Source organism: Muribaculum intestinale, from assembly GCF_002201515.1.
Taxonomy (GTDB): Bacteria; Bacteroidota; Bacteroidia; order Bacteroidales; family Muribaculaceae; genus Muribaculum; species Muribaculum intestinale.
Window position 1 is genome coordinate 1153174 of record NZ_CP021421.1, and the last position, 21265, is coordinate 1174438.

The following is a 21265-nucleotide window of genomic DNA, read 5'->3' on the forward strand; positions in this document are numbered from 1 at the left end:
TTTCCTCGCAAATTTTCTTCAAAAAGATTTGGCAAATCAAAAAAAGCGCCTTAACTTTGCAACGCAAAACGGCAGAGGCCGCTAAGCTAAAACAAAAAAAATACTTCTTGGTGCGTTAGTTCAGTAGGTTAGAATACATGCCTGTCACGCATGGGGTCACGGGTTCGAGTCCCGTACGCACCGCTGAGGAGAGAGGAGAACTCTTTGCAATTCAGTCCTTCGGGATTGATTACAAAGAGTTCTTTTTTATTTATATCCTGCCACCTCATCGATTTTTCTATCCATACTATACTCCCGTTGGCGTGAACAATCATCTCGGTTGTATTACAAATTAAATGCCAACACAAATGCACAAACTTCGACTCACAACAGCGCTATCCTGCATAGGAATTATCAGCGCCATGATAATCCCCGTCAAAGCCATGCCAACCGATACAACATCCACCTCCGTAGCGGCCATAGGCCACACTATGCCCGACGGTCCGAGCGAATGGGCCGCACCGGACGTTGTCCTCGACGGCATCACCATTGCCGAAAGCTACCTGAAAGGGAAGAAAAGCCCCGACACCAACGAAGACGGAATCATTGTCACACCCGCCCACATAGCCGTAATCGACGGGGCGACCTCAAAAAGCAGCTTCACCCTACAAGACAAGAAATCAGGCCGATTAGCCATGGAAATCGTATGCGAAGCCATAGCCGCCCTTCCACCGGAGGCCACAATGCACGAAGCCATGGAGCATATCACATCGGCAATCGCCCGATTCTACAGAGCCAACGGCCTCGAAATGGAAATAAAGGCCTCACCCAACAAAAGGTTTGTTGCCAATGGTGTAATATACAGTATATCGCGAAGAGAGATATGGCAGATAGGCGACTGCCAACTGAGATACGCCGACACATATTCACGCAATGAAAAGGAGATAGACCTCATAATGTCCCGTGCACGAGCCGCCATGAACGAGGCCGCACTTGCCTCAGGAATGACCCGCGAGGAAATCATGCGCGACGACCCCGGGCGAACGTTTATCAGGCCGTTCCTTGAGCGCCAGGCACTTCTTCAGAACAATCACGCAACGGAACTGCAATATTCATTCCCCGTATTCGACGGCACCCCGATAGGCCCGACCAAAGTAAAGGTATTCACCGTACCGGCCGGCACAGAAGTAATACTCGCCTCAGACGGCTACCCCGAAGTGTTCCCTACCCTTGCGCAGAGTGAGACACACCTGCACCGACTGCTCGACTCAGACCCCATGTGCATGCACGAAAACATTTCCACCAAAGGGATAATCCCCGGCAATCTATCTTTCGACGACCGCGCTTACATACGATTTACCCATCACTGACATACAATGTCCAGAACATTCTTATTTTTTCTAAAATATTCTTACAATCCGAATATCCCAATACACACCCGCAGGTTCAACTGGCAAGTGCAAAATTAGCGATTTGTTTGAAGAACTCGGTTTTCGGGTTTGAAAAACCGAGTTTTTTCCGTGGTCTGAGGTTTAGTTTCTTTGCGACATTCTTGATGTATAGGTCAGTGAAATCATTGAAATTTGACTTTTTGGGGATGTATTGACGGATGAGTTTGTTGATGTTTTCGACCGCTCCTTTCTGCCATGAGCAGTAGCTGTCGGCAAAGTAAACAGTCACATCATCGAGACCTTTGATGCGTAATCCGGCGGTTATGTCGAGGTGTGCCGCGAACTCGCTGCCGTTGTCAGTAGTGATGGTTTTAAGATATTTACGGTATGCGTACAGCATTCTCACGACAGTCTTTGACAATGGCTTGGCTCTTTTTCCGTAAGGTAGTTTCTCCATCATCACAAAGCCAGTCATGCGTTCAAGCAGCACTAGAATCGCGTGCCCGTAGGCATCAACAATAAGATCCATCTCAAAATCGCCAAAGCGTTTGCCGTCGGCCTCGGCCGGTCTGTCGTGTATGCTTGTGCGGTTTGGTATGTTGGTGGCTTTAGTGGGTTTGCGTTCGCCTTTTGGTCGTCGTCGGAAGTCGGGATGTCTGCGGTGACGGCGCAGTTCTCCGCTTTCATCAGCGTTTATAATGTTGTAAATGGTCTGTATGGATACGGAAACACCTTCCTTGGCCAACACGCCACGAATTTGTTCTGGTGACCATTGGTGGTCAATAATCATCTGTTTTATACGCCACACCAACACGCTGTCGAGCTTCTTGTTGGATGTGGTGCGCTTTCTGCGTTCAAGGGCTTTGGCATGAGCCTTTTCCCACAGATAGTGGCCTTTGGTTGTGGAATTGCGCTTCAGTTCACGACAAAGCGTTGACTGACTGCACCCTACTATGAGGGCAATTTCTTCTCTCGAAGTTTTTCTTTGCAGTAAGGCGAAAATTTGCGACCTTTGCTGCGAGGTTAATTGTCTGTACATAAGCAATACAAAATTAGTTAATCTCAGGGAGACTTCGGTCTCCCTTTTTATTTTGTATTGCCAGTATGTTCTGCTGCTGTTCGCTCTTGGGGGCGGTTTAGGCCGCCCCCGCCGCTTGGGCATCCCCTCGCCAGAAGGAGAGAGGAGAATGACTAATGCCCATCTCAAAGTTTTGCACTTCGATTTGGAATCTTCATCCCAATACACACCTATATTCGCTTGAATAATCACGACAAAAAGGCAAATTATTTGTAAGAATCCCCACAAGCGATATCCGGCACAGTAGCATTAAACCGAATATCTATATCAATCTGTAATTTTAAATTTTATCAGGGCTGGCGCATGAGATTTAACTCAAATTCAGTCAAAAATTCACCTGATTATGTGAAATAAACTTTCAGATATTGCATATATTGCTGAAAATGGATATATTAGAGGTATGCAAATAGAAATTTTCAGCAAAGTAAAAGACCCGCGTGACTTGGGCAAGGTTAAACATGAGCTCGAGGATGTGCTCCGAATGGCACTCATCGGCGTGTTGTGTGATTGTGAGGACTGTGACGACATATCGGATATGGTTACAGACCGAGAGGAAGAATTCAAGGCCGCCGGATTGCTGAAGCTTAGCAACGGCGTCCCGTGTGGTGACACGATACTTCGTGTTGTAGAGTCTGTCAATCCCGCTCAGCTCCGGGCAAGTCTTGATTGCTGCCGAGGCCACATAATCGAATCCCTGTGCGGCAATCAGGTCATCATTGACGGTAAGAAACTGCGGGGTGAAAATCCCAGGAGTCCCGGATGCCACGGACTGTATATCCTCAATGCGTGGGTATCTGAAACAGAAATCTGCGTTGCCGAAAAGCCGGTGGATGGCAAGACCAACGAACTTACGGTTCTGCCGTCCGTATTGTCCTCTTTATGGCTTACAGGGGCATTGGTTTCAGTCGACGCAATGGGGACCCACCGTAATATCGCAGAACAGATCATGCTCCAGGGCGGCGACTATCTGATGGCGCTTAAAGACAATCAGCCGATACTCAAGAGCTTGACGGAAAGTATCTTTAGTAGGACTACTCCAATATCGGTATACACAACCGAGGAAAAGGGGCACGGAAGAGTTGAGAAGAGAACCTGTTCAATTATGGATACGACACTTTTGGAACAGGAGGGAATGTACGAGAAGTGGCCCGGTCTTAAACGTATCATAAAGATGGAGCGTGAGCGTACTGAGAACGGTGCCCGCTCGCGTGAAACAATCTACTATCTCAGCAGCGTGGAGAAAGATGAGGCTTCTTACTATGCGATGCGTATTCGTGCGCACTGGGGTATCGAGAACAAACTGCACTGGCATCTCGACGTGACGTTTCGGGAAGATATGTGCCGCGTACGCGCCAAGAATGGCGCTGTCAATTTTTCAGCGATGCGCAAGTATGCATTGGAAATGCTTAAAAAGCAGAACGATAAACTCAGCCTTAAACGAAGACGCAAAAAATGTATGTGGAGCACTGAATATCTGTACAAAGTCTTTAAGGATAGTTAAATCTCATGCGCCAGCCCTGAAATTTTATTTACATTTGTTGTGTTTTTAAAATTAAATAGATAGAAGTCATCTTGACTTTTTGAGTCTGTTAATGTGTTTAAGAAATATCACATGGAATGCCAGGAGATTCCACCCTTTCCAGCTGGAAACCGTTTTATCGAAACGATTGAGCACGGATCGGAAAGAGTCCATCCAGGCATTTGTCCTCTCAATGCTATATCTGAGAGACAGGAGTTCTCTGTCCAGCAGATATTTCTCATCGTTTTTTGTATGATTGTTGAAATCTACATTAGCAATGATTCCGGCACTCTCACATTTTCTTCTGAAATCGTGACAGTCAAATCCGGCATCGGCATTGAGGAAAAGGCCGTCAATGGAAATTCCTGCGTTATCCATCATGCCAAAAATCTGATCAAGTGACGTTCCAATCTCATGAACATCATGGTGCTTGCCGGATTTTGGCTCAGACATAGCCATCGGAATACCCTGACGGTCAGTAATAAATATGGCATTGGTGGTCTGCGCCGCTTTATGCGCTGCTCCACCGACTTCCTCTCCTCCGCGCCGTGCCACGGTATGGCTGCCGTCAAGGTCGGCACTGGAGAGGTCTATCATGTCGCGGTTGCGTCCAAGCAGCGATTCCCAACTTTTTTGCCACGAACCGTCCTTGCACCACTGCCGAAACTTCCCGAAGATTGTTTTATAATGGAGGACTACTTCGGTGAAGATCGCCATTGTGGGAATCATGTGCCATTGGCAGCCTGTCTTGAGCTTATACAATATGCACTGGATGACCTCGCAAAGGTCTCCCTTGCATGTGTAGCCTCGTTTGGCGGTTGTCAGATACGGCAGGATTTCCATTCTTATGGTGTCTTTATCTATGAGTTCTATCAATTCAAGGAGTGTTTAGGTGTGTTTTTGCTCATTACACTTAACACTCCTTATTGTATTTTGTATGTTTAAAATAAGTCAAGACAACTTCATACTTTTGTGCGCTTGTTTCAGCACAATATTCACATTTTTTTATTTAACCTTATGAAAAAATTCTACTCATTATCGCTTGCTGCACTATGTACAGTATGCTCGATGGCGGCTCCTCAGACAGTGACGACACTTTCGATGCCCGAACACCATCAGGAACTCAAGTCAGCCAAAGTCGAGTATTCCGAAAGCGTGCGCAAAGTGTCGCGTGCAGCCGACGACGCATCTACAACCGCTCCCGAGTCAATCGTTGGCATGCGTTTCGTAACTACATACAATGATACGGAAGATAATTACAACGGTTTCTTTACCGTTTCCGAAGGTACCGACGGAGGCATCGTACTCAACAACTTCGCAGAAGGCTATTCAGTCAACGCCACCTATGACGCCTCAACCGGAAAAATTTCCATCCCCACAGGCGTAGTGATAGGCACACATTCCACATATGGCGACATCACCCTATACGCACTCATTCCCGATGCCAACCAGTATTCCTCACAGGACATCACAGGCACTGTATCAGGCGACAAAATCACATTTGACAACGGTGTCTATGGCAAAGTCGATGCCGGAGGTTTAGTTATCATGAGCGGAATAGAGGCAACCAAAGCAAACGCCAATATCACATATTCCCTTTCAACCAACGACGGAGAATCTGTTGCCTTCGAAATGCCACTTCTGATTTCCAAGCCCACAGAGACATCTCTGAAAATAGTAGGACTCAGCGGATTCCTTTACGGTGCATACTATGAAGTGCCCGTATCGCTCAATTCCGCAGCCAACAGCGCCACTATCGCAGCCGGTACCCCGGTCGACTGCTACTATTACTATAACAGAGTCTACTCTCTATACGGAAGAAATCCTGTAGGAATGGCCGACGACCTCACCATTTCGGTAGTCACCTCCGAGGCCACCTCGCTGCTCAAGGCCGACGCCATACTTTATTGCTATGTCAACGGCACGAACCTGTCGGGATATACTCTCTCCGACATCAAGATTGACGTTGACTTCAACGTATTCACCGGCGAAGCCACAGGCGAAGGCGACGACAACGAGGACACCGACACCCCGAGCATCAGCGGCATCAACTACCAGCTCGACCGCGACAACAACACAGCTGCAGTCACCGGTTGCATCGCCACTGTCACCTCACTCGACATCCCCGCGTCAATCACCGTAGGCGGAAAGAACTATGCAGTGACCTCTGTGGCAGAGAAAGCCTTCATGAACAATAAGGTAGTGACATCAATCTCGATTCCCTCATCAATCACCACAATCGGAACCGACGCATTCCGCAACATGAGCGGCATCAAGACGGTATATATCGCCGACCTGGCCGCATGGTGCGCCGTAGAGATTGCCAACGGCAACGCCAACCCCATCTACAACGCATTCCCCACCTCAACCTCAAAATGGGGTAAAGTATACTTCAACGGCAAGGAGACCACAGCTCTCGAGATTCCCGAAGGTGTCACCTCAATCGGTCGCTCATTCTATGGCTTCAAGGGCCTGACCTCAGTCACTCTACCCGCATCACTCGAAGTACTTGGCGACCAGGCATTCGCCAACTGCACAGGCCTCACCGATATTGAGATTCCGGCTAATGTAACCTCAATGGGCTCCTCGTTCTTCAGTTGCAGCGGACTTCAGAACGTCACACTGAAAGGCGGCGTAGACTCATTCGCGAATATGACATTCTACGGATGCAAGGCCCTCGAGTCAATCAACCTTCCCGAAGGCGTAAAATATATCGGCAAAATGGTATTCTCCGGATGCTCCGCTCTCAAGTCAGTCAGCCTTCCATCTACAGTGACCCAGATCGACATGATGGCATTTGACTCATGCAGCGGTATGACCGAAATCCGCTCGGCAGCCACCATTCCTCCAGCCGCTTCCGCTATGGCATTCGACGGCATACCCACCGACATCCCCGTATACGTGCCTGCCGGCAGCATCAACGACTACAAGGCAGCAGCCGAATGGAAATCATTCACCAACTACCAGCCCCTCGGCAACACAAGCGCCATCGAGACAATCGAGGCCGCCGACAACACCGAGGCTGTATACTACAACCTCAACGGTGTGCGCGTAGACAACCCCACCTCGGGCCTCTACATCAAGCGCCAGGGCAACAAAGCAGTGAAGGTGCTTGTAAAATAAAAGCGCACTACCGTCCCTGATGACACCATAGGGTATACGAAACCCCACCACACCCTCTTGCCCCTGCCTCGGAATACACACTGAGGCAGGGGCATTTTTTCAATGTAAACAGATTGCTGCAAAGGTCAATAAAAAGAATAGTACGGATTGGGTGGAATGCAAAAGTTTCCTTAACTTTGTGCCTCACATCTGGGCAAACGCTCCATCCGCAGAGCCGAAGCCTGCGATATATGTCTCACTAACACCCCATCGTCTTGGATATCGATCCGTTACCGGTGGCCTCGCCACTCACAGGGCTTGTAATGGCCGCCCAGCTCATAACAGTAAACACTCCGACGGCAGGAAGCATAATAGCGCTGGTATGCGCCGCAATAGCCCTGCTCATATCAGGCTTTGTATCAGGAAGTGAAATCGCCTACTTCTCGCTGACTCCGTCGCAACGCGAAGAACTTGACGAGTCGCCCAAAGGCCCCACAATCGAGGGCTTCCTGCAACAGCCTCAGAGGTTACTCGCCACGATACTCATCGCCAACAATCTGGTAAATGTAACCATAGTAATTCTCTGCAATTTCGCGTTCAACCAGATTTTCCATTTCGAGAGCGGTGTGCTCGACTTTATATTCCAGTCGGTCATCCTTACGTTTCTCATACTCCTGTTCGGCGAGATTCTACCGAAACTTTATGCCAACACCTACACTGTAGGATGGGCCAAAATGGCCTCGGGAGGAATCGGAGCCGCCATAAAACTGTTCTTCCCCATATCATCCATGCTGGTAAAAAGCGGCTCGATAGTCAACCGCGTGATTACAAAGAAAGTCGACGACATATCGGTCGACGACCTGTCGCAGGCTCTCGAAGTGACCGAGGTGAAAGGCGCCGACGAGAAGGAGATGCTTGAGGGAATACTTGAATTCGGCGACACTACGGCCTCGCAGATTATGACACCGCGCGTCGATATGACTACAATCGACTACGGCTTCTCGTTCAGCCGGGTGATGGATGTGGTGTTGCAGAGCGGATTCTCCCGCCTGCCGGTAGTGGAGGATACCGACGACAATATCCGCGGTGTGCTCTACAGCCGCGACCTTCTCCCCTACATCGGAAAGGACACTCCCGATGACTTTCAGTGGCAGAAACTTATCCGCGAGACATATTTCGTGCCTGAATCCCGCATGATCGACGACCTCCTCGAGGACTTCCGCCGCCGCCGCATACACATGGCTGTCGTTATCGACGAATATGGCGGCACTCAGGGCCTTGTGACCATGGAAGATGTGCTTGAAGAGATTGTCGGCGATATCAACGACGAGTACGACGAGGATGAGACCACCTACAAGCGCCTGCCCGACGACACATACATATTCGACGGGAAGACCCTGCTTACCGACTTCTTCCGTGTGACCGACCTCAACGAGCAGGATTATGAGGAAGTGACCGAGGACTGCGACACTCTTGCCGGAATGTTGCTCGCCATCAAGGGCGACTTCCCGCGGCAGAAAGAGTCGATAGTATACCGCAGATGCCGTTTCCTTGTCATATCAATCGAACGCCACCGCATATCGTCGGTACGCGTCAAGGTAATGCCGCAGGAAAATCCCGACCAGACCACCCCTGCTTCAAACTAAGAGATTGTCAAAGAGCATGTTCAAGCGTCTTTTACTTATGCTGCCCACGTTTGTAGTGGCAGCATTGTTCATTCTGCTTACCGGCGATTGTACAGGCCGCACCGACAACTCGTCGGCCGTGCCGCGCCGCACTGCATATCCGCGTATCGAGCTTTACGACTCCGTATACCGTCAGGTCTCGCCCACTCTGCCCGTGCGCATCATGGTCAACGATTCCACTACAGTCGATATTGCCTCACACGGCGATGTCGCCACATGGATCGACGTGCGCTATCCACGCTATGGAGCCACTCTGCGTCTTACTCTGAGCCGACTCGAAGGCGACTCTCTGTTCACGGCTATCGCCAACCGCAGGGAGCGCATTGCCCTGAACGCCGGAGGTCTGCGCAGCACTGTGACGGAACTGACTGCCCCCAACGGACTTTCATCGGAAATCGTGGCCACCCCCGGTGCAATGGTGACTCCGCTACAGATAATCGCCACCGACAGCACAGGACTGCTCTTTACCGGCGCGCTTGAAATGCCGCCGGCACTTCCGGGCAATGACGCGGAATATTACATGCCTATAGTGGAAGGTGTGGAGCGCGACCTCATCCATATGGCCAAGAATCTGACAGCCGAATGAGCAGCCGACACGACATCGTGCGAATCGACCCATATCCGGGCATTACTGTATGGCACACGGCTATCGCCTGCTCCTCCGACAGGTCCGGTCGCCGAGAAGCAGAACGTGAGGCCGTGGCCGGGCTTGTCACAGCAGCATTCGGCCCCGAGGCCCGGCTTATGCACAAGGAGTCGGGAGCCCCATATATACTGGCCGGCGACGGATGCGACACCCTGCATAGCGTGTCAATATCCCACTGCAGCGACACCGCCATGCTCGCCGTGGCACCGGAAGGCACAGCAATCGGCATTGACTGCGAGCATTTCCGAAAAGCCCTTCGCAACGTGGCCCCGAGAGTGCTTTCTGCCGATGAAATGCCTGGATGGACCGCCTCCGACACTCTGCTGCTGCGGGCCTGGACTATCAAAGAGGCAGTATACAAAGCGGCAGGCATACCCGGACTTCCGCTTGCCGAAGGAATCAGGCTGCCTCAGGCAGAGATTGCCGACAACGCCATCAGCGACATTATAGCGGCGACTGCCGACGGGCGACGGTTCCGGCTGATTTTCCTTCCGGACATCGCCCCGTCCACAACCATCGCAGTCGCCCTCTGAGAGTCTTGTCTGCGCCTTTTAGCTCATTCTTCGGTCATGCAGCTGTGGCTACACACCCTCATCACAAGCAAAAATCCATCTGACAATCTCCGATTATTTTATTTTTACCGCAACCGGAGCAGAAATGTCGGCGCTTGACGAGCCGGCCATCAGCAGGTAGGAGCCGGGGACCACACGCATCGAGCGGGTAGCCTCGTCCCAACAAGTGAAACTTTCGCGCGGCAAGCGCCACAGCCGAGCCTGAATTGTTGACCATCACCACCTTCTTCCCCATATCGTGAAGCCGGCGTATCAACTTCCGCTGTACATCTGGGAGCTCGATAGACAGACGATCGCCACGATAGAATCCAGGCAAATCGACAGGCATCTCCTCTCCCTCCAGGGCCGGGGTTATGCTTCCGCTGAATATGTCTCACGAAGGTCCCGCTCGCTAAGAGCTTGTTTAATAATAAATGTTACCGTCTGGGCGGTCAGTCGGCGAGCAGGTTTTCGCTTGTGATGAGGGAGTTATGGGGTTCCATAACGACCGAAGAACGGGAGGAAAGATGCCGGCGAAGACCGCCCTGACGGTAACATTTATTATTAAACAAGCTCTTATATTCAGAGTCCAGAACGACATACAGCGGTTGTTGTCGAGCCGGCCCGCACGCTTGGCTATCGAGTTCTTGGCACGGCCCTCGTCGCTGACGGCGGTAAATATCCGTTCCACCAAAACGTCGTCGAACGTAGAGGCCATCTGCATGGTTATGGGAAATACGGTGGCCGTGCCGTTACGTCCTACCCCGTGGAGAGCCTCGCTCCACCAGTGCCACTCCGGGATACCGAGCCGCGGAATCGCAGGCGACGAGTCTCTCATCAACGATGCTTTCTCTTCAAGAGTAAGGCGAGAAAGCAGGTCGTCGGCACGCTCTTCAAATGAAAGTGACGGATTCTGATAAGGCATCAAAGGCGCATCCTGCGCCGACGACAGGAGCGTGGCTCCTGCCATCCACATTGTAATAATCGTTCGTTTCATGTATGTTATATTTGCTTTAACCTTGCAAATATAGTAACGAATGAATAAATATCAAAAAGATGTCGACATGCACCTCAATGACAGAACAGTTAAAGAACAACTATAACGATTCGTTTTTTACGGATGGACGGGGTGGAGCGAGACGGCGGCGACGGCCGAGGATGGATATCGCAATCCATACCGACATTACGACTACCGCGCTGATTATCACGGCAAGCCATACGGCAACACCGCGCGGCACAAGGGCATCGTGGCCATAGGTGTATCCGAGCGAACGCTGCACGCTTGTGCCTGAGCCAATCAAATCGGCCGACTCGCGCATGCCGGCTACTGACCATACCATATCCACCGGACTTACAGCCACAATCCATATCACACCTATGGCAATCACCGACAGCAGGGCTATAACCCCTCCGCCAAGAGTGGTCATCTGTCCGGAACTGCGCCGTACCATGGCAATCAATATGAGTATAACGAGCGCCAACACACCCGCAACGCAAGAAAGAAACGACGCCGAAACAGCGGCAGGCAATAGTAGCGTAACCATAAGTCTTTCAAATTATCTTATCGGATTTTATCATTATTAACACCCGACCGTACATATCTGTTTTACCCTCGGCATAGAATATCCCTCAAAAAAATCTTCATTGAAACAGTTTATTAGTACCTTTGCACAATAAGAGTGCAATATATGCGAAACGTAATATTATATGATGTAGCCCGGGTGCACGACAACCTGCTCCCTATCACCTATACACGTCCTGTGGCCGGAATACGCCTCGGAATCGAGACAATCCGCGAGAAGTGGGAGCGCGCTTTCCCGGGAGAATATTCCTACAAGGTAAGCGCTGAATATCTCGCGCCCAAGTTCCCGCTAAAAGAAGCCGATACCCTCGACGACTATTACATAGCCTCACACGTATGTCCGTCGGACGAACTGGTAAAAGCAATCGAGGCTCTGCCTTGCGGATGCCGTCTGACGGTGGATGGAGAGGAAATAGCCCGTCACGGAAAAGAGGCAGAGGATACTGTAGAATACGATCCCATACATATCACCGCACTTCGCTCGCTGACCGACATATTCACACTCAACGGAGAGGCTCTTGAGTATGATTTCGAAAGAGTGACCGCCGGACGCACTTCACAGCCGATAAGCCGGACGGTAACGATAATAGGCGATCCATCTCGGGTATTTATCGAAGAGGGAGCATGGGTGGAAGCCGCAGTGCTCAATGTGCAGAACGGCCCGATATACATTGGCCGCAATGCCGAAATAATGGAAGGCACTCTTGTACGCGGTCCGCTGGCACTCTGCCACGACTCGCACATCAACATGGGCACCCGTGTATATGGAGCCACGACCATCGGCCCGTGGTGTAAAGTAGGAGGCGAGTTGTCAAACGTAGTGATGCTTGGATACAGCAACAAGGCCCACGACGGATTTCTCGGCAACGCCGTAATCGGCGAATGGTGCAATCTGGGAGCCGACTGTGTGGCATCGAATCTCAAAAACGACTATACCGAAATCAAGCTCTGGAACTATCCGGCCCACAGGTTTCTGCGCACAGGGCTTCAGTTCTGCGGACTTATCATGGCCGACCACTCCAAGGCCGGCATCAACACGATGTTCAACACAGCCACTGTGGTCGGTGTCGGATGCAACATCCACGGGTCGGGATTTCCGCGCAATTTCGTGGCTTCGTTCAGCGAAGGCGGAGCGGCAGGATTTTCGGATGTGGCAATGAGCAAATTCTTTGACATAGCGCGCCGTGCCATGGCACGCAGACATGTGGAATTGACCCAGACCGACATCGATATCTTTGAAGCAATACGCGATATTGCCGAAACGTACAAGTAAATAATACCAAAATAAGGCCAAAAATCACATTTGACGATGCTATACGCCACTTTTTTGGCCATAAATTTGGCAATTAGGTAGACTCTTTTTAATTTTGCAATACAGAAAGGTGCGCAAAATCATATATAGCGCTCAAAACTCCTCCATCAGGCACTATTACTGACATCAGTCTGCCACACCATATGATTTATTTATCATAACCGCGAAATAAATGAAGATTGCTATTGTAGGTGCAAGCGGAGCCGTGGGACAAGAATTCCTCCGCACACTTGACCAACAGAATTTCCCAATTGACGAGTTGTTGCTGTTCGGCTCAAGCCGTAGTGCAGGTCGGACGTATACATATCGTGGTAAAGAAATCATAGTAAAAGAGCTTACACGTAATGCCGACGACTTCAAGGGTGTCGACATTGCCTTTGCTTCGGCCGGTGCCGGCACATCACGCGAATACGCCGATGTAATCACCGCCAACGGCACACTGATGATTGACAATTCAAGTGCATTCCGCATGGACGCCGATGTGCCTTTGGTAGTACCCGAGGTCAACGGAATGGACGCTTTCGATACTCCCCGCAATATCATAGCCAACCCCAACTGTACCACAATACAGATGGTAGTGGCCTTGAAGCCTATCAATGACATATCTCCGATACGCCGCGTACATGTGTCGACCTATCAGGCCGCCAGCGGCGCCGGGGCATCGGCAATGGCCGAATTGCTTGAGCAGCATGCACAGCTCACCCGCGGCGAGGAGCCCACTGTCGAGAAATTCGCATATCAGCTCGCCTACAACGTCATCCCTCAGATAGATGTGTTTACCGACAACGGCTACACCAAGGAGGAGATGAAGATGTACCACGAGACCAAGAAGATAATGCATGCACCATCGCTCGAAGTGAGCGCCACATGCGTGAGAGTGCCGGTGATGCGCGCCCACTCCGAAGCCATATGGGTAGAGACAGAGCAGCCAGTAAGCCTTGAGGATGCCCGCCAGGCTCTGGAAAAGGCCGAAGGCATAGTGATGCTCGACGACCCCGCCAACAAGCAGTATCCCATGCCGCTTGATATCGCCGACAAGGATCCGGTATATGTAGGCCGTCTGCGCAAGGATCTCACATGCGACCGCGGACTGTCATTCTGGATTGTGGGCGACCAGATTAAGAAGGGCGCCGCGCTCAATGCAGTGCAGATTGCACAGTATCTGATTGCCAATGGCTGGAAGTCAAAGGCAGTTCGATAAAAAATATTCTCCTCATCCGGATTATATCCGACTCTACCTCCTCATCGTAATAAAGCAAAACCTCTGTACAAATAAGATAAGTAACCTTAAGCCTTTATTTTAAAAGAAAGGGAGCCGGTGTGAACCGCCTCCCTTTTGCTTTATTCGTGAGCCTTAGAGGGTGAGACTATCTGTCGAGATAGCGGGAAAAGAACCGGCAGATGATGTCGGAAGTATTGACATCGGCAGTGCCCCAGCGGTGAGCGCCACCCTCGATACGGTAGAGCACCGCGTCGGCTCCCGAAGGTGCTCCACTATATGTGTAACGTGTCACCAGACGCTCCGAACGCGATGGTATGGTGTCGGTTGTCATTGTTGTGCAACGGTTGTTGGCGGCCACTGCGGCCACTGCGAGCAGCACTGGGATATATGGCCCCCATCCTCCGGCATTGGCATGGTCACCCTGCCACATTGAAATCTTGTCGGCTGTGCCATGAATTTCGAGGAACGGAACCGGAATAGTAAGGTGCTCGTTGTGGTAAACATGCTCAAAGGTGAGTCCGGCCACGGAGGCATAAGCCTTGAAGAGGTCGGGACGTGTATACGCCATCTGATAACAGAGGTCACCGCCATTTGACATGCCCGCAAGGAATACGTTGCTGCGGCTTACTCCAAAACGCCCGCACACTTCATCGAGGAGTTTTGCGAAGAAGTCGTTTTCATCGACGGTCATGGTATGCTGGGATGGATAACCGACATTCCATCCGTCCTTACCGCGGCTGTCGGGCGCTCCGTCGGGATAACATACGACAAAGCCATATTCGGCGGCGGCCTCGTTGAGGTCGCGACGGACTCTGTTTGCCGGTTTTGTCGAATATCCGTGAGTATAGACTATAAGCGGAGCATTTTTGCCTATGCCTTCAGGAATAAACATCGAGTAGGTGCGCAAAGTGTCGCCATACTCCATACTGTAGGCCGGTAGTATCTGCGCTTTGGCCGATAGGGTGAATAAACCGACCGCAGCGAGAAGATAAACAAATCTATTCATATTCAGATATTTGATATAAGGTTATCATTATGCTAGACATTTTCGCCTGAAGATACAGCACCACACGGCTCCACGTCTCCGATACGAAATATGGAGAAGTTGACAGAGCCGTAGACACGGTGCTCAAGAAAATGCGGCAGATTGGAAAAATCGTAGTTGCGCGAATGCTCGATGACAAATATTGTGCCTTCACGCAGCATTTTTGAGCTGAGAATCAAGGAGGGAATCTCACCGAAACGCGGAAGGTCGTAGGGAGGATCGGCAAAGATGATATCAAACTTGCCGGTGCATGTGGCAACAAAGCGGAATACATCGCCACGTATCAGGGTGAAGTTATCGACATTCAGACGTTGTGCCACCTGACTGATAAAGCGCCACTGTGTAGAGGCTTTCTCTACGGCAGTGACATGTCGGCATTCTCTCGACAAAAACTCAAAGCTGATGGCTCCCGTGCCTGCGAAAAGGTCGAGACAGTCGGCATCCTCAAGGTCAGTGAGGTTCTCGAGCACGTTGAATATGTTCTCACGTGCGAAATCAGTTGTCGGCCTGGCCGATATATTCGACGGGACGTCGAAGCGACGTCGTCCATATTTTCCTCGTATTATTCGCATGATGGTCTGTCAGCAGGATTGTTAATATTCTTCATATACATGACCGCAAGAGCCTCGGCATGGAACGGCATCGCGACATTGCCGGAGGCGACTCGCGAAGGGAGCGGCAAAGGCATGGCAAATCCGATGTATTTGCGCAAGACGGGGGTGACGGCCTCACGCATGGCGGCATCTCCGGCCAACAATAGCTCGCCGTTGACACCGATATCAAGCCATTCCCTTACCGCAAGTATGAAATATACAGCATCGACAGGCGACATACATTCGAAACTATTGGCAAAAACGGGGCCCGAATTGCCAAACGCCATAAGATCGACACGGCGCGGAGCGAAACGGGCAAGCATCTTTCCAGAGACACCAAGAGGATCCGTACCCATGAAATACCGGCACATGACTTCAAGAGGATGACGGAACATAGGATTGGCAAACGTGCGCCTCAGAAAGTCGACAAGCCGGGTGTCGGCATACATGACGAAGTCGGGCGCCTCTGCGGAGAGCGGAGGAAGCTCAATCATCGTAGCGTCGGCGGCCTCTTCAGGCACAGATGCTTCGGCTACAGTCATCCGCATCTCAGCATCCGCAGAAATTTCCGGCGGCACCATGGCAAACCATGGTGTGTGCAGTATGACCTCTACCGATGAAAATCCCGACAGTAATACCGGATTGTCATATACAGCTTCTTCAAGCGATTTGACAAGCGCTTCAGAGCCCGACTCTACAAACCCTGCCCCTCTGGATGGAGAGAGAGCCGGAGTCAGCTCAATGCTACGCCATAGCGGGTCGGAGACAATAGGATCAATGACTGTCACACCAAGACGAGTCTCATCCACATCAAGGATAAGATGACACCGTCCTGGAGCGACAACATTCTCTTTATCTATGACACATTTACCCATAGGATATACGCATAGCCGGTTAGAAACGATTGTTACGAGAGAATCCGCCTACAGAATTGTTACGGCTGTTGCCGATATTGCGTACGCCGTTGTAGCTGCCCGGGCCAAACTGGTCCATCTCACCATAGCCATCGTCAAACTCATCATCATATTCGTCGGAGTTTTCATCACGCTCGTCAATATATGATCCGTCGGGACGGCGTCGGCGCTTCTTGTTGTCCTTGGGCTTGTTTTTCTTAATCTCTGCCGGTTTCTGGAGATCGATTGCTGTCTCGTAGATATCCCACGACTGCTCCACATCCCAATTCTTCTTCAACACGATTTTCTTAGGATAGTAATATACCTCCTCGGGCTGCGAGATGCTGTCAGTAATGGTGCCTGTATCGTAAATGCCATTGTGATTTCTGTCAATAAACAGGCGCATATAATAATCGCCGGGCGCGAGATAATTGAACTCTGCCACACCGTTTCTGACCGGCGCGACAGCCACCGGCTTGTCATCGCGCCCAAGCACCTCGACAAACGCCGAATCGGTCGTGCCGGACACATTGACAAAAAGAGCAGAGTAATCTTCCAGAGATTTTGTAGTGAACTCGAAATCGGTACGCGAATTCCACAGACCATATACACCGTGCAGTCCCGCCGAATCAATCGAGAGCTTATATTTTGTAGCCGGCGCCCATGCATAATCTGCCTTGAAGCTCAACAGACGCAGAGAATCCGGACGATAAATACGCGGTGCCGGGATTGTGTCCCAGACAGTGTCGCGCATCATGGCAAATGTGACGATTGACTCCGGGATTGTGTCAACGAGCAAAGGCTGGTCGGTGGTAAACCACATGGGGCGAGCAAGTTCCTGGGTGCCGCCCGATTTGGACGAGAACTGGAGGAATTTGATTTCTATAGTATCGGACGGCAGGATTGTCTTTGACGTATCGCCGGCCTCTTCGCGCTCTTTAAGTATACGTTCAATCTTGCGCTCGCGCTCTTTCGCCTCTTTTTTCAGCTGACCCTTGCTCTTTTTGGGGTCTTTGAAGCTGAACCGCAATGTATCGGTGCCCCATACAAGGCGCGAGGCAGTGTCGGTGCGCAGATATCTCATTGCCACAAGCATTGAATCCATACCATAGACAGCCGAATCGGTGATGAAATACTCGAGAGTATCGAGGGTGGCCACTGCATTGAGCCGAGCCCACTGCGAGGATGAAGCTCCGGCCAACGGCCCGTTGAGTATCGTGAGCTCCGGCAATGAGTCGGAGCGTGTGCCGAAATCGACTGTGAGCTTCTTTCGCTCGGGACGCCGGTAATCCTTGAGGTACTGCGACTGGTAGCCTTCGTTGAACCAGGTTAGGAGTATGTCGTTCGGAAAATAGTCGCGCGCCTCACGTGTCACTATCGAGTCGACACCTTCGGCAGTCGTCAGCGTATCGGTAATTACGACAGTCTCCGCCCAGGGGCTTATTATAGTGTCGTAGAATGCGATATCCTCCGAACGGTCCCAATGGTAGTCGCGGTTCACATCGTTGATGGCAAAAATTCGGTATTCTCCGGGGCGCAATCCGCGTATTGTAAACTGGCCGAGCTGATTGGTGCGTGCGATGCGCTCCATGGGAAGTGTACGGAGAGCGGTGTCTGAAAGATTGCTGTAGACACCAACGAGCATCCCCTGGGCCGGTTCGAGAGTGCGCGCCTCAAACACCATGCCCGATATGCGAAGCGAATCGATGCTGTCGCCTGTGGAAAAGTCAATGGCAAATCCGTCAAGCACATTGCCCTCGTTGAGATCGCGTATGGCATCGGAGAAATCGATTGTATAAGTGGTGTTGGGTATAAGACTGTCGCGTATGTCTACGGTAATGCGGCGGCCGTTGGCGGTAATCGAGGGAATAGCCTTCTGAGCAGGCGAGACAACAACTTTTGTCATGACATCCTCTACCTGCACGTTCTCATCAAAATCAATGCTTATACGGCTTGCGGCTACATTGCGGCTCCCTATGGCGGGATTACTTTTCACATAGACGGGGGGAGTATAGTCGTATTCACCTCCCGACGGATGTCCGATGGAGGCACAGGCGGCAAGGATGAAAATGAGTATCACCCCAAGAATCCCGCGCATGTATGTAGATTCGTTTCTTGTCATTACACAAAAGTATGACCACAAATTTACACAGAAAATCGCGTATATCCACCGTAGGGGTGCATAAAAAAGAGGCAGACACCCCGATAGGGATGTCTGCCGTTATTTTTCCAGGTCATGCCACGCGATGGGCACGGCCCGTCAGAGAGTTATCAGAGCTGGGGACCAGCGGCAACAAGAGCCTTGCCGGCCTCGTTGTTCTCGTACTTCTTGAAGTTCTTGATGAAGCGTGCTGCGAGGTCCTTGGCCTTAACTTCCCATTCTGCGGGATTGGCGTAGGTGTCGCGGGGATCAAGAATCGTGGAATCAACACCGGGAAGTTCGGTGGGAATCTCGAAGTCAAAGATGGGGAGCTTCTTGGTAGGAGCTGTGAGGATGGCACCGTCGAGGATGGCGTCGATGATACCGCGGGTGTCGCGGATAGAGATACGCTTGCCGGTTCCGTTCCAGCCGGTGTTTACGAGATAAGCCTTGGCGCCGCTCTTCTCCATCTTCTTGACAAGTTCCTCGGCATACTTGGTAGGATGCAGTTCGAGGAATGCCTGGCCGAAGCAAGCAGAGAAAGTAGGAGTAGGCTCTGTGATACCGCGTTCTGTACCTGCGAGCTTGGCGGTGAAGCCTGAAAGGAAGTAGTACTTGGTCTGCTCGGGGGTAAGGATTGAAACGGGAGGAAGCACACCGAATGCATCAGCCGACAGGAAGATAACATTCTTGGCAGCGGGACCTGCGCTTACAGGCTCAACGATGCTCTTGATGTGGTTGATGGGATAGCTTACACGAGTATTCTCGGTAACGCTCTTGTCCTTGAAGTCAATCTTGCCTTCTGCGTCAACGGTAACGTTCTCGAGGAGGGCGTCGCGTGTGATGGCGTTGAAGATATCGGGTTCGCTCTCCTTGTCGAGGTTGATAACCTTGGCATAGCAGCCACCCTCGAAGTTGAACACACCGTTGTCGTCCCATCCGTGCTCGTCGTCACCGATAAGAAGACGCTTGGGGTCTGTAGAAAGGGTTGTCTTGCCTGTGCCTGAGAGGCCGAAGAAGATAGCGGTGTTCTTGCCTTCCTTGTCGGTGTTGGCCGAGCAGTGCATGGAAGCGATACCCTTCTGGGGGAGATAGTAGTTCATCATAGAGAACATACCTTTCTTCATCTCGCCGCCGTACCATGTGTTGATGATTACCTGCTCGCGTGAAGTTGTGTTGAACACAACAGCAGTCTCGGAGTTGAGGCCGAGCTCCTTGTAGTTTTCAACCTTAGCCTTCGATGCATTGTAAACAACGAAGTCGGGCTTGAATTCCTTGATTTCCTCTTCTGTAGGAGCGATGAACATGTTGGTCACGAAGTGAGCCTGCCATGCTACCTCCATGATGAAGCGGACAGCCATACGTGTATCCTTGTTGGCACCGCAGAAACGGTCGACAACATAGAGTTTCTTGCCGGACAGCTCGTTGATGGCGATTTCCTTAACAGCAGCCCAAGTCTTTTCAGTCACAGGCTTGTTGTCGTTAGGATATTCCTCGGTTGTCCACCATACATTGTCGCGGGAGTTATCGTCGAGTACGATGAATTTATCCTTGGGCGAACGGCCGGTATATACACCGGTCATTACGTTTACGGCGCCGAGTTCGGTTACAACGCCTTTTTCAAAACCTTCGAGTGTGGGGCAGGTCTCTGCCTTGAAGAGCTCGTCATAGCTGGGGTTGTAGATCACCTCTTTGACATCCTTGATGCCATACTGGGCTAAATCGATCTTGCTCATTTTGTATAGACTTTAATTATATGGTTTATAAACATTTATTTTCTCACTTGCTGCTTCGTGCGCACATCATACGCCGTCAGCCGGATTTCATACGTCCGCAGTAGCGGCAATAAAATCCACTACAAAGTTAATGACTTTTTCATTAACATCATTCTCGAAATAAAGAAAAATTTCCGTATTACATAATTTTAAGAATTACGCCGACACGTGCATTATTCCGCAATGCGGAGGAGCCATAAGCCATACTGTATTGTAATCCTCTCCTTGTCTCCGTCCGCAATAACTCTACAACTGAATTAGTAACATATTTCATGCCTCAAATTGTTCGCTCTAAGAGATTAAAGGGCGCATTATTTCCAAAAAAATCACTTTTTGCACATTTCTGCAACATTCATGCGCTAAAAATTTGGAGATATGAAAGAAAGTATGTAATTTTGCATCGCTAATTCGGAGAGCCGAATAAGCAACAACCGCTTCAATAGCTCAGTCGGTTAGAGCATCTGACTGTTAATCAGAGGGTCGTTGGTTCGAGTCCATCTTGAAGCGCCAAACATACAAAACAGATTTTCTTGCTTCAATAGCTCAGTCGGTTAGAGCATCTGACTGTTAATCAGAGGGTCGTTGGTTCGAGTCCATCTTGAAGCGCAAGAAATCCAAGGCGATGTCCATCAGACATCGCCTTTTTTATCATGCAGACGCAACGGTGCGCCAGACATCCAGGCGATTTCCATACGACAAACACACGCATACATCACTATCCAAATATGCCGACAGGAGAGCGCAAGCCCTCC

The 21265-nt window shown here is 50.7% G+C and carries 17 protein-coding genes and 3 tRNA genes; 11 read left to right on the forward strand and 9 right to left on the reverse strand.

All coding sequences use genetic code 11. From position 1 onward, the window contains the following. The first annotated feature begins 109 nt into the window (after positions 1–109). Positions 110–183: transfer RNA gene (locus tag ADH68_RS04660), tRNA-Asp, on the forward strand. Positions 184–347: 164 nt separating this feature from the next. Then, a complete protein-coding gene (locus ADH68_RS04665; protein ID WP_133165745.1) occupies positions 348–1349 on the forward strand; it encodes a hypothetical protein in 1002 nt (333 codons plus the stop codon). Between the two features lie 76 nt (positions 1350–1425). Here ADH68_RS04665 and ADH68_RS04670 read toward each other — a convergent pair whose 3' ends face one another. Continuing rightward, positions 1426–2409: an IS30 family transposase gene (locus ADH68_RS04670; RefSeq protein WP_068960594.1), complete on the reverse strand. Its 984-nt coding sequence runs from the start codon at positions 2407–2409 to the stop codon at positions 1426–1428. Positions 2410–2848: 439 nt separating this feature from the next. Between ADH68_RS04670 and ADH68_RS04675 the strand changes: the two genes are divergently transcribed. Beyond that, positions 2849–3949, forward strand: a complete 1101-nt coding sequence (locus ADH68_RS04675; RefSeq protein ID WP_068961832.1) for an ISAs1 family transposase — start codon at positions 2849–2851, stop codon at positions 3947–3949. A gap of 66 nt (positions 3950–4015) precedes the next feature. On the opposite strand, the gene ADH68_RS04680 is transcribed toward ADH68_RS04675, so the two are convergent. After that, entirely contained in the window at positions 4016–4810 is a 795-nt protein-coding gene (locus tag ADH68_RS04680; RefSeq protein ID WP_232321407.1) for an IS5 family transposase, read from the reverse strand. A 174-nt stretch (positions 4811–4984) separates the two neighbouring features. Between ADH68_RS04680 and ADH68_RS04685 the strand changes: the two genes are divergently transcribed. The 4 genes from ADH68_RS04685 to ADH68_RS04700 all read left to right on the forward strand — a co-directional run bounded on the left by ADH68_RS04685 (position 4985) and on the right by ADH68_RS04700 (position 9933). Further along, positions 4985–7090, forward strand: a complete 2106-nt coding sequence (locus ADH68_RS04685) for a leucine-rich repeat domain-containing protein (protein WP_068961830.1) — start codon at positions 4985–4987, stop codon at positions 7088–7090. Between the two features lie 302 nt (positions 7091–7392). Then, positions 7393–8715: a gliding motility-associated protein GldE gene (gldE, locus tag ADH68_RS04690; RefSeq protein WP_068961829.1), complete on the forward strand. Its 1323-nt coding sequence runs from the start codon at positions 7393–7395 to the stop codon at positions 8713–8715. A 37-nt stretch (positions 8716–8752) separates the two neighbouring features. After that, positions 8753–9340, forward strand: a complete 588-nt coding sequence (locus ADH68_RS04695) for a hypothetical protein (RefSeq protein WP_088294780.1) — start codon at positions 8753–8755, stop codon at positions 9338–9340. Beyond that, a complete protein-coding gene (locus ADH68_RS04700) occupies positions 9337–9933 on the forward strand; it encodes a 4'-phosphopantetheinyl transferase family protein (protein WP_068961827.1) in 597 nt (198 codons plus the stop codon). Before ADH68_RS04695 ends, ADH68_RS04700 begins: the two co-directional genes overlap by 4 nt. 442 nt (positions 9934–10375) lie before the next feature. Here the strand turns inward: ADH68_RS04700 and ADH68_RS04705 are convergent, their stop codons facing one another. Both ADH68_RS04705 and ADH68_RS04710 read right to left on the reverse strand, forming a co-directional pair. After that, the gene (locus tag ADH68_RS04705) at positions 10376–10948 is read right to left on the reverse strand and encodes a hypothetical protein (protein ID WP_068961826.1); all 573 of its coding nucleotides are present in this window, start codon (positions 10946–10948) and stop codon (positions 10376–10378) included. A gap of 100 nt (positions 10949–11048) precedes the next feature. Continuing rightward, positions 11049–11495, reverse strand: a complete 447-nt coding sequence (locus tag ADH68_RS04710; protein ID WP_133165740.1) for a hypothetical protein — start codon at positions 11493–11495, stop codon at positions 11049–11051. A gap of 144 nt (positions 11496–11639) precedes the next feature. Here ADH68_RS04710 and ADH68_RS04715 point away from each other — a divergent pair, with 144 nt between their 5' ends. Next, on the forward strand, positions 11640–12806 hold the full coding sequence (locus ADH68_RS04715; RefSeq protein ID WP_068961824.1) for a putative sugar nucleotidyl transferase: 1167 nt from the start codon (positions 11640–11642) through the stop codon (positions 12804–12806). Positions 12807–13017: 211 nt separating this feature from the next. Next, positions 13018–14046: an aspartate-semialdehyde dehydrogenase gene (locus tag ADH68_RS04720; RefSeq protein WP_068961823.1), complete on the forward strand. Its 1029-nt coding sequence runs from the start codon at positions 13018–13020 to the stop codon at positions 14044–14046. Positions 14047–14212: 166 nt separating this feature from the next. Here the strand turns inward: ADH68_RS04720 and ADH68_RS04725 are convergent, their stop codons facing one another. The 5 genes from ADH68_RS04725 to pckA all read right to left on the reverse strand — a co-directional run bounded on the left by ADH68_RS04725 (position 14213) and on the right by pckA (position 20474). Continuing rightward, entirely contained in the window at positions 14213–15073 is an 861-nt protein-coding gene (locus ADH68_RS04725; RefSeq protein WP_084274151.1) for a CE1 family esterase, read from the reverse strand. 32 nt (positions 15074–15105) lie between these two features. After that, the gene (rsmD, locus tag ADH68_RS04730) at positions 15106–15684 is read right to left on the reverse strand and encodes a 16S rRNA (guanine(966)-N(2))-methyltransferase RsmD (protein ID WP_068961821.1); all 579 of its coding nucleotides are present in this window, start codon (positions 15682–15684) and stop codon (positions 15106–15108) included. Beyond that, entirely contained in the window at positions 15675–16580 is a 906-nt protein-coding gene (locus tag ADH68_RS04735; protein ID WP_068961820.1) for a DUF3822 family protein, read from the reverse strand. The genes rsmD and ADH68_RS04735 overlap by 10 nt, the downstream gene beginning before the upstream one ends. Positions 16581–16599: 19 nt before the next feature. Continuing rightward, a complete protein-coding gene (locus ADH68_RS04740) occupies positions 16600–18720 on the reverse strand; it encodes an Ig-like domain-containing domain (protein WP_068961819.1) in 2121 nt (706 codons plus the stop codon). A 149-nt stretch (positions 18721–18869) separates the two neighbouring features. Then, positions 18870–20474: a phosphoenolpyruvate carboxykinase (ATP) gene (pckA, locus tag ADH68_RS04745; RefSeq protein ID WP_068961818.1), complete on the reverse strand. Its 1605-nt coding sequence runs from the start codon at positions 20472–20474 to the stop codon at positions 18870–18872. Between the two features lie 472 nt (positions 20475–20946). Between pckA and ADH68_RS04750 the strand changes: the two genes are divergently transcribed. Next, positions 20947–21023, forward strand: a tRNA-Asn gene (locus ADH68_RS04750). Positions 21024–21045: 22 nt separating this feature from the next. Continuing rightward, positions 21046–21119, forward strand: a tRNA-Asn gene (locus tag ADH68_RS04755). The last annotated feature ends 146 nt before the right edge of the window (positions 21120–21265 follow it).